Source organism: Natronoglycomyces albus, assembly GCF_016925535.1.
GTDB lineage: Bacteria > Actinomycetota > Actinomycetes > Mycobacteriales > Micromonosporaceae > Natronoglycomyces > Natronoglycomyces albus.
Map to the genome: position 1 here is coordinate 3,923,579 of NZ_CP070496.1, position 14,272 is coordinate 3,937,850.

Sequence of the window (14,272 nt, forward strand, 5' to 3'; positions counted from 1 at the left end):
TGGGGAGAGCGTTAGTCAGACTTCCCGGCGGCGCTCGCGTCGCCCAGGGCAGTCGAACCGATCGACTCTCACCCTCAACCAGACACATCTAGTAGGAGGAGCGCGATGAGCGCAATCGCAGACGTAACCGATGCCAACTTCGAGACCGAGGTTTTGGGCTCCGATGTGCCGGTGCTAGTGGACTTTTGGGCCGACTGGTGCGGGCCGTGCAAGAAGGTCGCCCCCGTGCTCACCGAGCTCGCGAGCGAGCTGGGCGACAAGGTCGCCATCCGCAAGCTGGACATCGACGCCAACCCCGAAATGGTTCGCAAGTACCAGGTGATGAGCGTGCCGACCATGATCCTGTTCAAGAACGGTGAACCGGCCGACCAAATCGTGGGTGCGCAGCCAAAGGCCGCCATCAAGGCCGTGCTGGAGAAGTAAGACTTCGGCATAGAGGTGGGCCGCAACGTGTGAAACGTTGCGGCCCACCTCTATGTCACAGTCATGGGCGTTGGCCGTTGAGTCACCGGAGGCCTTCCCGGCTATCAGCGCGAACGCACTTCTTCGAGCAGCGCGTGCAGGAAGCTATCGATGTTCTCCATCTCGAGGTCGATCTCCGGCTCACTCACGGCGCTGCCCGCACTACGTTCGCTACCGCTCTTGAGCTCCAACCGCAAACGCGGGTAGTGCCGGTCAGGGCATACCGTCTTAAAGCCGACGGAACGACAGAAATCTGCGGGGATGAGGCAGGCGTCGGGTTCTCCTTTGGCGTCGGCGAAGGCCTCAATGGCGCGGATGCCACGGCGATTCAGATCCTGCGCCACTGTCTGCACGAGGGCTCGGCCAATCCCTTTGCCTCGGTACAGGGGGCTTACGTGTGCCGTCATCAATAGGGCCGCGTCGGCAGAGGCCGGACCCGAAGGGAATTCCTTGGCACGGGGCACCACACTAGGCGAGGCATACACGACATAACCTGCCACGGTCTTGTCGTCGTAGGCGATCCGGCCACAGCTACCCCACTCCAGCAGCGTGTGAGACAGCCACGCTTCCTTCTCCAAACCGGGATCACCGATGCTTTCGGCCGTATCGGCACACCGAGGAGACAACTCCCAGAAGACGCAACTACGGCAGCGCTTGGGGAGCGCGTCCAAAGTGTCCAGATTGAGACTCACCATCTCCGAATGCATCACTCCAGATTACGTTGATCAGCTCACAAGTGGGGGTCAACACGCGCCATTTCTTTTGCCGCAGGCGTGGGTCATATTTCCGACATTGACAAATACCCAACCACGAATAAAGGCAGGCCCTCATGAGTAAAGAAAGGCGAGAAATGCCCGTTGCCTACGCTCCCACCGATCAACGCCGCGGGGGCCACATAATCGCAGAAAGTCTAATTTCGGGCCCGCTCGGAGCGGAACTTTGACCTCAAATCCGGTCGACGTGATTGACGTCGACACGTAAGGTAACGGGCACATCTGGCGCGTACAGTTAAGCGAAGTTGCCAGCATGAGCAGGCATATCTACCGCGACCGTGGTCAAAATGCGCACCCAAGCACCGACGCCACCAGCTCACGGCCGCATCCTGGATGGGAGGGAAGACGCGTGTCCGGCACAACTCTCGATGATTTCACCGGTCGATACGCACAGCGTATTCACGGCATGGCCCAGTCCGAGATCCGCGCGCTTTTCTCTGTCGCATCCCGCCCCGAGGTTGTCTCGCTCGCAGGCGGTAATCCCTACACCGCGGCACTGCCCATGGACGAGCTCAGCTCCATGTTCCACGATCTGTTGCACACCAGCGGGCCCCAGTCACTGATGTATTGCCCCGGCCAGGGAAACCCCCGGCTGCGAGAACTCCTCAGCGAGCTGATGTCTGAATCCGGAATCGACTCCTCCCCCGACGACATCACCATCACCACTGGGGCCCAGCAAGGCCTCGACCTCATTGCCCGTGTGTTCCTCGACCCTGGCGACATTGTGCTTGCCGAAGGGCCGACCTACGTGGGTGCGCTCGGCGTCTTCCAAGCCGCTCAGGCGGATGTTCGACACCTTCCCATGGACGAGGACGGCCTGCTCCCCGATGCCCTGCGAGAGACGCTCGCCCAGTTGGACCGCCTGGGCCGCAGCGCCAAATTTCTCTACCTGGTCCCCACTTATCAAAACCCGGCCGGGGTGACACTGAGCGAAGAACGTCGCGACGAAGTCGTGGCCATTTGCCACGACCATGGGTTGCTGATCGTCGAGGACGACCCGTACTCTCAGCTGACGTTCGACTCCACCGATCCGACTTGCTCTCCCGCTGTGGAGCCACTGACGCCCGCTAGCGGCACGGCGCGGCCACCCGCTCCCCTGCGCGCCCGCACTGACTGGGGCATCATCTACGTGGGAACCCTGTCGAAGATCTTCGCCGCTGGCCTTCGGCTCGGTTGGGTGCTGGCTCCCCCAGCCGTGCGCGACAAACTCGTACTCGCCGCCGAAGCCTCCATCCTGTGCCCCTCCGCGTTCACACAAGAGGCCGCCGTCCGATTCTTCACCACGATGGCCTGGCGCGAACAGATCAAGTCCTTTATCGCCATCTACCAAGAGCGGCGTGACACGCTACTGAATTCACTCTCAGCCCACATGGACCAAGGAGTCACCTGGACCAAGCCAGGAGGCGGCATGTTCGTATGGGCGCAGTTGCCCGAGGGGCTCAACTCCAAGACGATGCTGCCGCGCGCGCTTAACGAACGGGTCGCCTACGTGCCGGGAACCGGATTCTTCGCAGACGGGGGCGGGCAGGCTCAGATGCGGCTCAATTTCTCATTCCCCTCTGCGGAGGAAATTCAGGAGGGCGTGCGGCGCTTGGCCGGAGTCATCTCCGAAGAAATGGCCTTGCGTGCCTCCTTCGACCGCTAGTTGCTCCGGTGTCCTCCTCAGCGTTTGTTGGAGGCGCCGTAGCATCTAAGAGTCGGGACCGGTCGTGGTCGTGAAAAGATGCCCAGAGATGATCAACGGTCGCCCGGGGCTATCAATCGCTCCCTGAGCCAGTTTGGGCCCAATGAGTCGGCTCTTGCCACCAGTTCGATGGCATCACGCGGTAGGCCAACCAGGGACGGCACGTGCCCATTGAATTCGCATGAGTGGCTTGGAGACGGTAGTCTCCTCACCGGGTACGTCGCGGTAGGGCGACGTCTCCCACGGTTGCGCCCAGACGGGAACAACCCGGTATCGATAGCGATGTAAAGGTGGTCAGTTCCGTGAGCGACGCAGCAGCCACGACCGAAACCGACGCACTCGACGTCATGGTCATCGCGGGCGGAATGTCATACGAGCGCGATATCTCCATGCGCTCGGGCCAACGCATTGCCTCGGCCCTGCAACGGCGCGGAGTCTCGTGCGAACTGCATGACCTAGACAAGTCACTCTTGCACTCCATCCGCACCAACCCGCCCCAAGTGCTCTTTCCCGCCCTTCACGGTGCGGCGGGGGAAGATGGCTCGCTGCGGAAGATCCTCGAATTGCTCGACGTTCCATTCGTTGGGGCGACAGCCTCTGGTTCACGCCGCGCCTGGAACAAGGATTCGGCCAAAGACCTTCTGCGCCAAGCTAACTTGCCCACCCCCGACTGGATGGTGCTCTCGCAAACCGCGTTTTCCGACTATGGGGCCGCCGACCTTCTCGATAGCATTGTGGAGCGTTTCGGGCTGCCGCTAGCGGTGAAGCCCACCGCTGGTGGCTCCGGCCTTGGGGTGCACGTGGTCGAGAATGAAAGCGATTTTCCCGGTGCCATGATGGGTTGCTTCGCCTACGGAGACAAGGCGCTTTTGGAAAAGTACGTAGCCGGACGCGATATCGCCGTAGCCGTAGTCGACTTGGGTGAAGGGCCCGAAGCGCTACCGGCGGTGGAAATCGCTCCGCTGAGCGGAGTGTACGACTTCGTGGCTCGCTATAACGCCGGAGCTACCCGCTGGCATGTTCCCGCCCGCCTAGACAAGGCGCTCTCGCAGCAGGTGGCCGAACTGGCCATCGCCGCCCATGACGTGCTTGGGCTCCGCGATCTTTCCCGAGTGGACATGATGGTTTCCGACGATGGCCAGGTGCGGATTCTGGAAGTGAATGTTGCCCCCGGCATGACGGATACGTCCCTGTGGCCGATGGGCGTGGAGGCGGCGCAACGAGACTTTGCCGATGTGCTCGTGGCCTTGATCGAACAGGCGAAGCGGCGGCGGAGCTAGCCGTCGATCACCAGCTATGGCGAATCAGCCTATCGAAGTATGACGGAATGTTTCACGTGAAACGTCGATGCGCAATTCACGTTGCCGCGACCGCGTTGTGTGAGTTCCCGGAAGTTTCCCCCAAACCTTCCGGGAATCGGCTCTCCGCGCCCCGTTGTCTCAGCGAAAGAATCGGCGGGCGGTTAACAGCAAGCGGCGTGAGACGACGCCGTTCGGGCCCACACCGAAGTTCTCTTCGCTGGCAAGCCCGCCGCATTCACCTCGGCGGCCCCTAGTGGCGGCGCTAGAAATTACTCGTCACCCATCCACGCACTGATGTAGTCCAGATCGAGCTTCCACTGCGCTTCGTCCACTGGAGGCAGGATCTCGTCCCACATCGTCATGAAAGGTCCTCGCAATTGCAGGTATCCAGCCGGACGAGCCATGAACCACTGCTGGAGATGAGCAGAGCCGTCGCCCCAGCGCGTGATGTGGACTCGGGCGACGGAGTCGAGCGATCGAATCGCGCGCTCGAGCCGAACGGTGAGGACTCCTAGCTCCGCCGCGTGCATTGTCGACAGATCACCGATATCGAGGTGGGCTCGCGGTTCGAGGATCATGACAATTGGCAGGCCGCTGGGCTTGGGTGGGGTCTTCACCCGCCAACGTTCGTTTGCCCATAGGTACTCGGAGTCCGGAGTATGGCAGGCAGTGCAGTTGACGGAGTCTTCCCCTTTGCGGGGAGGTTCAATGTCGACCGGGTCGGCGATCTTCTTGATCCGCAGTTTGCCTTCAAACGGAAAAGCTGGCCACGTCACGAATTCCGGAAGGTCGTCAGAGGTGGCGGGATGTTTCTTAGGGGAGGTATTGGGTTCATCATTAGACGCTGTCACGTTCGGACAGTATCGCATCGACATGCCCTGCACCAGAGGCAGGTCGTCCAACTATTTTTCGGTGCAAGCAACGCTTCGTCCGAGGCCGAAAACGCTGCCCGAGCCGTGCTTTCACACTCCAGCAGGCCCGACTGAGCTAGGTTCGCGCTCGGGCATGTTTCACGTGAAACATGCCCGTCTCATACAACGCTTGTTGTGGACGTGATCATCCATTGCCCCCATCCAAAAGGTCCCAAGGCCACTCGACGTTGGGGCTGGTGGCATTCGTCCGAACGGACCCATTTTCCCCACCGCGCGAGATAGGCGCGGCCACCGGCTCACTCACCGGGAATTGATTTGCGATAGTTCGTATATTCATGCATGATATGAGGCGTGCATTCAACAGTGACTGACGGAGCCCCCGGAAGCACGGTGCCCCATGCACGGGCACCCAAATCCGGGCCCTCCGTATACGGAACCATAGACAGCCCAGCGGGCTTTCCCGCCACGACTGCTGTTCTTGTGGACCCGCCGGTCACCGCCGCGCTCGTTGATGAACTTAGCGACCTCTGGGTACGAGTCACCAACGCCGGCGGTTCCGTCGGTTTCGTCCCGCCAGTGGATCTCGACCGCGTGCGACCGCACACCGTCTCCATCCTCACCCGCGTCATCGACCAGACCGATACACTCGTGGCTCTGCGCGAAGTGCCGGTCTCTGACCACGAGTCAGCTGGTTCAGATTCCTTGCTCGCGACCGAACAGAAAGGAGACGCCCCGATTGTCGCTTGGTGTGTACTCACCGCCAACGACAGTCCGCCGCGTCGAGGTTGGCGAACGGTTCGCCATGTTCAGGTTGACCCCGCCCGGCAAGGACAGGGGCTCGGTTCCCGGCTGCTTGCCGCCGTTGACCTAGTCGCGAAGGATCACCTTGGGCTGACTGCCCTCACGTTGAATACCCGTTCTGGCACGGGTGCGGATGCTTTCTATCGGCGCGAAGGCTACCGCGAGGTCGGGCGACTCCCGCGGGCCGTGCGCATCTCGGATGATGATTACCGAGACGACATCATCATGTGGAAAGAGATGGGCTGAGGATTCGACGGCGTTTTTCTGGCCCCTGCTGGCCATACATTGCCAACGTTGACCGCGCGCTGATGGCGGGCAGCTGACCTTTTCTGACATTAGCCAGCTGGGCGAAGTTGACTCGGCACTTAATCTCATAAAGTGGGGGCGGGATGTTTCACGTGAAACATCCCGCCCCCACTTTATGTCGCCCCTGGGCCTGTAGATCTGGGCCCAGGCGAGTACTGCAAGCTAAGAAGTTGAGTCTTCGATCTTCAGCTGTTCGACAATGCGGTCCAAGTCGGATAGTGATCCAAACTCGATCACGATCTTGCCCTTTTTGCGCCCCCAGCTGACATTCACCTTGGTCTCGAAATGGTCTGAAAGTCGCTCCTTGAGCTCTTCCAGCCCAGGAGCTTCCATGCGGCTGGTGATCGAGGCTTTCTTGCCAGCCTTCGCCGCCTTCGTTTCCTCGGCCGACAGGTCCGGCTTTTCTTGCAACCGACAGGCCATAATGAGCTCTTCAGTGCTTCGCACCGACAAGCCCTCGCTGATGATGCGCTCGGCGATGTGCTCTTGGTCCCCGTTGCTCTCCAGGCCCAAGAGGGCTCGAGCGTGTCCGGCGGTGATGACCCCGGCCGCAACCTTGGTCTGCACCGTGGGAGGAAGGCTCAAGAGGCGAATCGTATTAGAAATCTGCGGACGGGATCGGCCGATACGTTTCGCCAGCTGCTCTTGCGTCACGCCGAACTCGTCGAGCAATTGCTTATAGGCCGCGCCCTCTTCGAGCGGGTTCAGTTGCACCCGGTGGATGTTCTCCAGAAGTGCTTCGCGCAGCATTTCGTCATCGGTCGTCTGCCGAACGATGGCGGGGACGGCTTCCCAGCCCAACATGGTGGCGGCCCGAAGGCGCCGCTCTCCCATGACCAATTCGAAGGCGGTCAGTTCCGGATCAGCGGCCAACTCGGCAGATGTACGTTCCCTTACCCCGATCGGTTGCAGCATCCCAACTTCCTGCAGGGACGTCTGCAACTCCTCCAAGCTCTCGTCGTCAAAGATCTGCCTGGGCTGCTTCGGATTGGCCGTAATCGAGGTGATCTCGATCAGCTGGAAACGCGCCCCCGGCACCGGACGAGGCCCGTCATTTTCTGTCTGGGCGGTCGATGTTTCACGTGAAACATCGACCGCAGCGACTGGCTCGTCGTCGTCCGAGTGACTGACGGCGGGAGCCTCCGGCTCCACCGCCGGTGCGGAGATCGACTCTTCGGTTGGCTGTCGCTCCTTCACTGCCGTCGCACTATCGGTCAGGCCCGAGGGGATGAGTGCGCCCAACCCACGCCCCAGTCCCCCACGTTTCGGTGTCGTCGCCATCTCGTCCCTAACTCCGCATCTGTGCACCGCGCTGCGCGATTTCCTCGGCAGCTTCGAAATAGCTACTTGCTCCCCGCGAGCCAGGGTCATACGTCATTACTGACTGCCCATACCCTGGGGCCTCCGAGACTCGGACGCTGCGCGGCACCACCGCGTTCAACACCGTGTCTTGGAAGTGCCCGCGCACTTCCTGCTCCACCTGGTCGGCTAGCTTGGTTCGCTTGTCGTACATGGTGAGCAAAATCGTCGACACACGCAACTTGGCGTTGAGGTGACCCTTGACCAACTCGATATTTCGAAGCAGCTGTCCGAGCCCCTCGAGCGCGTAGTATTCGCATTGGATCGGAATCAAGATCTCTTCGGCCGCCACCAAGGCGTTCACGGTCAAGAGGCCTAGTGACGGCGGACAGTCAATAAAGATGTAGTCCAGCTCTTCTGGGTACGAGGCGATGGCGTTCTTTAGCCGCGCCTCGCGTGCCACCACGTTCACCAACTCAACCTCGGAACCGGCCAAGTCGATCGTCGCTGGGACGCACACCAGGTTTGGAATGCCCTCGACCGGGTGCGTCACCTCCTGCATGGGGGTTTGGTCGATGATGGCTTCATAGACGCTCGGCGTGCCCGTGCTGTGGTCGACGCTCAAGCCAGTCGAGGCATTGCCTTGCGGGTCAAGGTCGATGACCATGACTCGGTTTCCATGCAGCGCTAGGGAGACCGCCAAGTTGACAGCACTAGTGGTCTTCCCGACTCCGCCCTTTTGGTTGGCCACAGCGATGACTCGCCGCTTCGTCGGGCGCGGCATCAACGTCCGCCCGGCCGGGTTCAGCACGCGCACTGCTCGCTGAGCTTCGCGTGCCAACGGCAGATCGTCATCGACGACCGCATAACCCGAGCCTTGACTGGCTGAATCGCTAGCCTTAGCCCCATTGGACTGTGCCCGTGCTTGCTTGCCGTTGCCGCGCTGCCGGCCTGGCGTGCCTGCCTGCTGACTGCTGGCTGACTGGTTCCTCATCCCGTTGTTGTCCCTCCCTGGCTCGTCGCCACTGTGGCGACTGGTCCTCTGGCGGTAGGGGACATTGCCAGTACCCGATGTGGAGCTGGTCGACTCGGCTGGTCCCCCGCCATGAAATTCTGACTGAGAGTGGGCTGGGGGTTGGGGTTCTTGCTCCGCGTGCCGGTCAGATTCTGCCAGCTCTGGGCTGCCGTGGTGGACGGCTTCATCGAGCACATTGCGGATTCGGCGTTCGGCGGAGACTTCTCCGAGGCGGGGAGGCGACTTATCGTCTTTGGAACTCATGGGGCGAGCATCCCGTTCCTGAGTAGGGTGATCACGAGTCGGGTGGTGTCGACCGGAATACCGGCCTTCATAAGGGCTGGGGGTGCGCGTACTCACCTCGCCAGATTACGGCCTCAATGTTTCACGTGAAACATCGGCCCGTCTCGGTGTCCTGCGAGCGAACGCCGAGAGCCTTTTCGGCCTCAGTTACGCTCAATTCCCGAGATATAGATAGCACATCGCGCCAGCCGCGGATTGGTCTGCGATTCACGCCCTTACCGGGCACCCTTGGCTAGCCTTCCTCTACGCTAGCCGGATTCAGCGGCCCTGTCAGGTTACTAGGAGCAAATCGACACTCCGGAGCCGAAAGCGGCCGGGTAGGCAGGGAAAGGAATCTTTCGCCGGTGCGATCGGCACATCACAACCCCCGACACGCCCAACAGAAACTCCGACAACGCCAACCCGACCGGTATCCTATTCATACAAACAAGGCGACGGCTTTTTATATGATTCATACATAGACGGTCATGGTGAGCCAAAATGGCAACAGAGCTTTCGGCAGCCCCGTGACCGTTAGAACGAGCTGGCGTTTCCAGTGGCTGGATGGTGGCGGGTGGGTGGGATTGGGGAGGGGAGGCCCGAAACCCTTCTGTCGAGCTGCCCCCGACCGCATCCCAGCCCTGCTTGCCTAAGCGTCCGTCCCAGACACCGCAACCGCCCCGGCCGCCGAGCAAAGATTCCGCCGAAACTAAAGCTCTCCCACCGGCGGGAGTCACCCGTCCACCAAACCCAACCTGCGAAACTAGAGTCGGCGCCTTCGCCTCAAGGCAACCCATTCCTTTGGGGCACAACAACCCTACGTTTCCGCAACTCACGCAAAGGCACTACTGCACTGGCCTAAGGCCCGCAGGCGGAAACTGCTAGCGCACTCGATCTATTCGCGCGACAGTCGTAACCTCATCGAGAATCGTCTCCCCGCACGTGAGGATCTCGATATCGCCACCACCGGCCTTACGCACGTTTCGCGCCTCCCGATTAGCTTCCTCAATCACGCTGCGGCCCTTGATGGCCAGCATCGTTCCCGGCTCAGCAAACGGACGTGACGACCCCTTTCGCACCAGCGGAAGGCACCACCGGGCCAGTTTCCCCAGCGGAGCCACCGCTCGAGACACCGCCACATCGGCCCTGCCTTGCGGAAAGACCTCTTCGGCTCGCGCCCGCACCACTTCGACGTTCGGAATTCCCAACGTCTGCACGACCTCCTCCAGGAAGGCCACTCGGCGCTGCATCGGTTCCACTAGCGTGACCCACAGATCGGGGCGAGCCAAAGCCAACGGAATCCCCGGAAGACCAGCGCCCGAGCCCACGTCGATGACGTCCGACTCCCGCTCGATCAGCTCCCCCACCACCGCGCAGTTGAGCACATGCCGATCCCACAACCGTGGCACTTCGCGCGGCCCCAACAAGCCGCGCGTCATCCCCTCAGTCGCCAGCAAACCCACGTAGTCCTCAACTTGCTGCATCCGTTCCATGGCCGCCGCCGAAGCCCGGTGCTCAGGCTGGGGTCGCCCACCGGCTTTCGCCGGCGCACCCGGAGTAGAAGCGGCCACACTGCCGCCAGCTGGTCCATCTCCAAAAACTGAGGCCAATGTTTCACGTGAAACATCCCGCAAAACACTGGCCTCGTCGTTCTTGGCGTCGAACATGTCGTTCTCGCCGTTAGTCATCGCAAATGATCTTTTCGTCCATAACCAGAATCGTGAGCCCACATCGCTATCCGCCCGCAGGCGAGAATGGCGATCTAGGCTGGCTTGACGACCACCCGGCGGTGCGGCTCCGCACCTTCGGATTCGCTTTCCACTCCGTCGGTCGCGTTGATCACGTCGTGCACGCATTTACGTTCGAAGGCACCCATGGGGTCCAACTTCACAACGCGATCCTGTTCGATCACCTTCGCTGCCGTCTTCTTAGCCAACTCCGCCAATTTCTTGCGGCGGTTGGCCCGGTAGCCGCCAATGTCGAGCATCAGCCGCGAATGCTCGCCGATCTTGCGGTACACCGCCAAACGCGCCAGCTCTTGCAGAGCCTCCAGGGTCTGGCCCTTCTGACCGACCAGTTTCTCCAGTCCATCGCCGACGATCTCGACTTGTGGGCGGTCGCCCACCACAAGCTCGTCAATGTCGCCATCGGAGTCGAGGACGTCCAGCAGGCCTTCCAAATAGTCCGCCGCGACCTCACTTTGGTCGAACAATTCATCTTCGGAGGTCACTTCGTCCTCCCGCACCGTTTGAGTCATGAGTTCCAGTCCTACTACGTTCGCCCTTGTCGCGCCCGGCATCGCCCAGGATTCTCATCACAGACGTCCGACCCTGGTCCGCCATGGCCAAACTCCACTGTTGAGCCAACTGGTCGAAACGGCATCCCGACACCTCGCCGAGATCAAGACTAGCCAAGTCGCGCTTTGGGACGTTTATCCCCATTGTTATATCTAGATTACCTACGGCATACCCGCCCTTGGCGAGCTGCTCCGGCAATCATCGACGTCAATCGTCAACGTGGCCACGGCGACATTCCAACCGCCGTGGCCACATCGCTAGTTCTTGTTCTTCTTGCCCGACTGCTTGGCACCGCTGACCTTCTTGGCCCGCGCGATGCGTTCAGCCCGACTCAGGTTCTTTCCGTTACTCGGCTTAGAACCCGCAGAGGCATCCCCGCTAGGCTTCTTGTTCGGCGGACGCTTCGGCTTCTGCCCCGGCTTGGGAGCTAGCGACTTACGGCGCTCCTCTTCCAAGCGTTGCTCTTCCTTCAACCGGAGGTCTTCCTTGCTGCCCGGCTTCGGAGGCTTGACCGGCTTGTTGTTCCCGTTCATCTTCGGCGGCGGATACTTCCGCAACACATATTGCTGTTGCGCCAGCGAGAACAAGTTGTTGATCACCCAGTAGATGACCACACCGATGGGGAAAATACCGCCGGAGAACAGCAGCAGGACGGGGATACCGTAGAGCATCAGCTTTTGCAGCATCCGCTGTTGAGGTTCCTGCGCCCAGCCGCTCTTGAGGATCATCTGCCGTGCGGTCAGATACGTCGTGACGATCATGATCGCCACCAGCACCGCCGCCACGATCTTCACCGTCGTGCCGCTGGCTTCCACGCTATCCAGCTTCTCGCTGCTTTCGAGGAACGAGGCCCAGAACGGGGCGCCGAACAGCTTGGAATCCAGGTAGCTATTCCAGTGTTCCGGAGTCCAGGTGTACAGAGTCTGTGGGTAGGTGCTCGTCTTGTCCGGGTCGACACGCCGCAGCACCCAGAACAGTCCCAGGAACACCGGCATCTGAATCAGGATCGGCAGACAACCCATGAGCGGGTTGGCCTTCTCTTCCCGATACAGCTTCATCGTCTCGCGCTGAAGGGTTTCCTTGTCGCCCTTATAGCGCTGCTGTAGTTCCTTGATCTGCGGCGCGAGAGTCTGCATCGCTCGCTGCGCCCGGATCTGTTTCATGAACAGCGGGAACATGATCACACGCAAGGTGATCACGAGGAAGACAATGGCGAGGACCCACACCCAAGTGGTAGCCCAAACCTCGGTTTCGGGGACGACTGTCGCCCACAGGTCGTGCCATTTCAACAGCGCCCAGGACAACGCTGTATAGATCCAGTTCATGTTCACTGGGTAGCTCCGGTGGTGTCATTGTTGCTGTCGGGGTTCATACCCTCGACACTATCGGTTTGGTGTTGTGCCGACCCTGGCACGCGTCGACGCGCCGTAGGCTCCGGCCCAGGCGGGGACGAGGAGTCCGCCGTCTCGGCCTCGGGTGCATCAGCACCTTCGCGTCCAGGCACGGGGTCGTAGCCTCCCGGGTGGAAGGGGTGACACCGCGCAAGGCGCCGCAAAGTCAAAAATAGGCCCCTCGCCGCTCCATGGATCTGAATCGCGTCAAGGGCATATGCGCTGCAGGAAGGGTAGAACCGGCAACGGTTGGGGATAGCTGGGCTTACCCATCGACGGTACGCGATAACCGGCCAGCTCAGCACTCGGGCGGCGAACATCACTGGTCACGCCTCACTTTTGCCGAGTTGCCACGCCTGCGGCCCCGGTTGCGATCCGCAGACGGCTCTGCGGCAGATCGGGCGGCGAACTTCCGGGCGGCCGCGCTGGAGGCGGCAAGAATATCATCTTTGAGCTGGTGAAACGTTCTTTTGCTGGCGCTGGGAGTAGCGCGGATAACAACGTCGACATCGCTGGGCCACTGCGAGTGGGTCTCCATCACAGCGTGTCGCAGCCGGCGCTTGACCTTATTGCGGATCACAGCGTTCCCAACGGCTTTGGACACGACAAAGCCAGCTCGCATGGCTCCCGGTTCCGGGTCCTGCGGCTGGCTGTCGATGTTGTGGCCCGCGCCCGTGAATGTCTGCGGCGTTTCAGTAAGCGTCCTGGGCAGCAGACCCGACCGTGCTTGACGGCTGGACCAGTGCACGACGACTCCACCTCGGGCGGCGCGCGTACCTCCTCGCAGCACCGAGGTGAATTCTGAACGGCGACGGATTCTTTGCGCGCTTGGCAGCACCGGTGGGCGCTCTTCGCTACTTAAGAATCGGGCACGTGGGCCGGCATGAGTGTCCGAACGCCTGTGCTGGCGATTTAGACACTCAGGCGGTTGCGGCCTTTGCTGCGCCGCGCGTTGATGATGGCGCGACCCGCACGGGTGCGCATCCGCAGCCGGAAGCCGTGGGTACGCTTGCGACGGCGGTTATTCGGCTGGTAGGTGCGCTTGCTCACGGCAGTAATCTCCCATAACGAATGCGGTCTAATTGCTTCTGCGAAGTCGTGCGGCTGCACATGCGAGAAGCGTCTTCCAGAGTAACAAGTAGTCACTCGCTGGTTTCGTCCCGCAGGGCGCGGGTGTGGCCTGCGACGCGACGCGCATAGCCTGCCCATCCTACGCCAGGTGGGGGCAGCGACTTCAAGCGGATCCGGTGCACTGAATCACACTGACGTGCAAGGGGCTCACTTTCAGTTCACAGCTCACGCATCAAGTGCCCTACCCAGGGTTGTCTTCGCACGTCGTCGTCCACAGGCTGGCTGGGTGGGGGAACCGGCAAGGTCACTACCTGTGGATAACTCACACTTGCCTGTGGATACAGTGAAGGATCGCTCACATTCCACCTGCGACTTTCCGCGCGTTTCCCCTGCTCACAAAGTTATTCACAGGTTTCTCCGCAGGTGAGCGGCGAATGCGCTAGCCGCCTGTAAGCCTGTGGATAACCTGTGGAAAACTGCTTAATGACGCTGCTGAGAAGAGCTTTCCACCTAGCGTTTCGACTTCCGCGGACCAGCAATCACCGACCATACTGAGCACCACCATCCCAGTGGGCCGATGCCTGCTCTGCTCCGCGCCTCCGGCGAGGCTCCCCGTTCCCGGCGGGTCTCCTTGGCGTCCGTCGGAACAGTGAAGCCGAAAGCTCTCAGAGGACTTTCAGGCGTGCGGATGCGATAAGCAATGTGGGGGTGAGTAACG

Annotated in this window: 14 protein-coding genes; 4 read left to right on the forward strand and 10 right to left on the reverse strand. The window is 61.1% G+C overall.

The genetic code is table 11. The features are described 5' to 3' along the window. Positions 1 to 105 precede the first annotated feature (105 nt). Positions 106 to 423, forward strand: coding sequence for a thioredoxin (gene trxA, locus JQS30_RS16730; protein WP_213171372.1), 318 nt, complete (start codon positions 106 to 108; stop codon positions 421 to 423). Between the two features lie 104 nt (positions 424 to 527). On the opposite strand, the gene JQS30_RS16735 is transcribed toward trxA, so the two are convergent. Beyond that, the gene (locus tag JQS30_RS16735; protein ID WP_213171373.1) at positions 528 to 1,169 is read right to left on the reverse strand and encodes a GNAT family N-acetyltransferase; all 642 of its coding nucleotides are present in this window, start codon (positions 1,167 to 1,169) and stop codon (positions 528 to 530) included. 415 nt (positions 1,170 to 1,584) lie between these two features. Between JQS30_RS16735 and JQS30_RS16740 the strand changes: the two genes are divergently transcribed. Together JQS30_RS16740 and JQS30_RS16745 are read left to right on the forward strand one after the other, a co-directional pair. Further along, positions 1,585 to 2,880 carry an aminotransferase-like domain-containing protein gene (locus JQS30_RS16740; RefSeq protein WP_246497965.1) on the forward strand — a complete coding sequence of 432 codons (1,296 nt, stop codon included), beginning with the start codon at positions 1,585 to 1,587 and terminating at the stop codon, positions 2,878 to 2,880. A 329-nt stretch (positions 2,881 to 3,209) separates the two neighbouring features. Then, entirely contained in the window at positions 3,210 to 4,199 is a 990-nt protein-coding gene (locus tag JQS30_RS16745; RefSeq protein ID WP_343076142.1) for a D-alanine--D-alanine ligase family protein, read from the forward strand. A gap of 290 nt (positions 4,200 to 4,489) precedes the next feature. On the opposite strand, the gene JQS30_RS16750 is transcribed toward JQS30_RS16745, so the two are convergent. Further along, on the reverse strand, positions 4,490 to 5,071 hold the full coding sequence (locus JQS30_RS16750; RefSeq protein WP_246497967.1) for a hypothetical protein: 582 nt from the start codon (positions 5,069 to 5,071) through the stop codon (positions 4,490 to 4,492). A 372-nt stretch (positions 5,072 to 5,443) separates the two neighbouring features. Here JQS30_RS16750 and JQS30_RS16755 point away from each other — a divergent pair, with 372 nt between their 5' ends. Next, positions 5,444 to 6,139, forward strand: a complete 696-nt coding sequence (locus tag JQS30_RS16755) for a GNAT family N-acetyltransferase (protein ID WP_213171375.1) — start codon at positions 5,444 to 5,446, stop codon at positions 6,137 to 6,139. Positions 6,140 to 6,361: 222 nt separating this feature from the next. On the opposite strand, the gene JQS30_RS16760 is transcribed toward JQS30_RS16755, so the two are convergent. The 8 genes from JQS30_RS16760 to rpmH all read right to left on the reverse strand — a co-directional run bounded on the left by JQS30_RS16760 (position 6,362) and on the right by rpmH (position 13,533). Further along, positions 6,362 to 7,480, reverse strand: a complete 1,119-nt coding sequence (locus tag JQS30_RS16760; RefSeq protein WP_213171376.1) for a ParB/RepB/Spo0J family partition protein — start codon at positions 7,478 to 7,480, stop codon at positions 6,362 to 6,364. Between the two features lie 7 nt (positions 7,481 to 7,487). After that, positions 7,488 to 8,777: a ParA family protein gene (locus JQS30_RS17740; protein ID WP_343076143.1), complete on the reverse strand. Its 1,290-nt coding sequence runs from the start codon at positions 8,775 to 8,777 to the stop codon at positions 7,488 to 7,490. Positions 8,778 to 9,676: 899 nt separating this feature from the next. Continuing rightward, entirely contained in the window at positions 9,677 to 10,288 is a 612-nt protein-coding gene (gene rsmG, locus JQS30_RS16770; RefSeq protein ID WP_213173115.1) for a 16S rRNA (guanine(527)-N(7))-methyltransferase RsmG, read from the reverse strand. 269 nt (positions 10,289 to 10,557) lie between these two features. Then, entirely contained in the window at positions 10,558 to 11,094 is a 537-nt protein-coding gene (locus JQS30_RS16775) for a Jag family protein (protein WP_425498829.1), read from the reverse strand. Positions 11,095 to 11,349: 255 nt separating this feature from the next. Further along, on the reverse strand, positions 11,350 to 12,417 hold the full coding sequence (gene yidC, locus JQS30_RS16780) for a membrane protein insertase YidC (RefSeq protein ID WP_213171378.1): 1,068 nt from the start codon (positions 12,415 to 12,417) through the stop codon (positions 11,350 to 11,352). A gap of 2 nt (positions 12,418 to 12,419) precedes the next feature. Beyond that, the gene (yidD, locus tag JQS30_RS16785) at positions 12,420 to 12,803 is read right to left on the reverse strand and encodes a membrane protein insertion efficiency factor YidD (protein WP_213173116.1); all 384 of its coding nucleotides are present in this window, start codon (positions 12,801 to 12,803) and stop codon (positions 12,420 to 12,422) included. Further along, a complete protein-coding gene (gene rnpA, locus JQS30_RS17745; protein WP_213171379.1) occupies positions 12,803 to 13,321 on the reverse strand; it encodes a ribonuclease P protein component in 519 nt (172 codons plus the stop codon). Before rnpA ends, yidD begins: the two co-directional genes overlap by 1 nt. 74 nt (positions 13,322 to 13,395) lie before the next feature. Further along, a complete protein-coding gene (gene rpmH, locus JQS30_RS16795) occupies positions 13,396 to 13,533 on the reverse strand; it encodes a 50S ribosomal protein L34 (RefSeq protein WP_213171380.1) in 138 nt (45 codons plus the stop codon). Between the last annotated feature and the right edge of the window lie 739 nt (positions 13,534 to 14,272).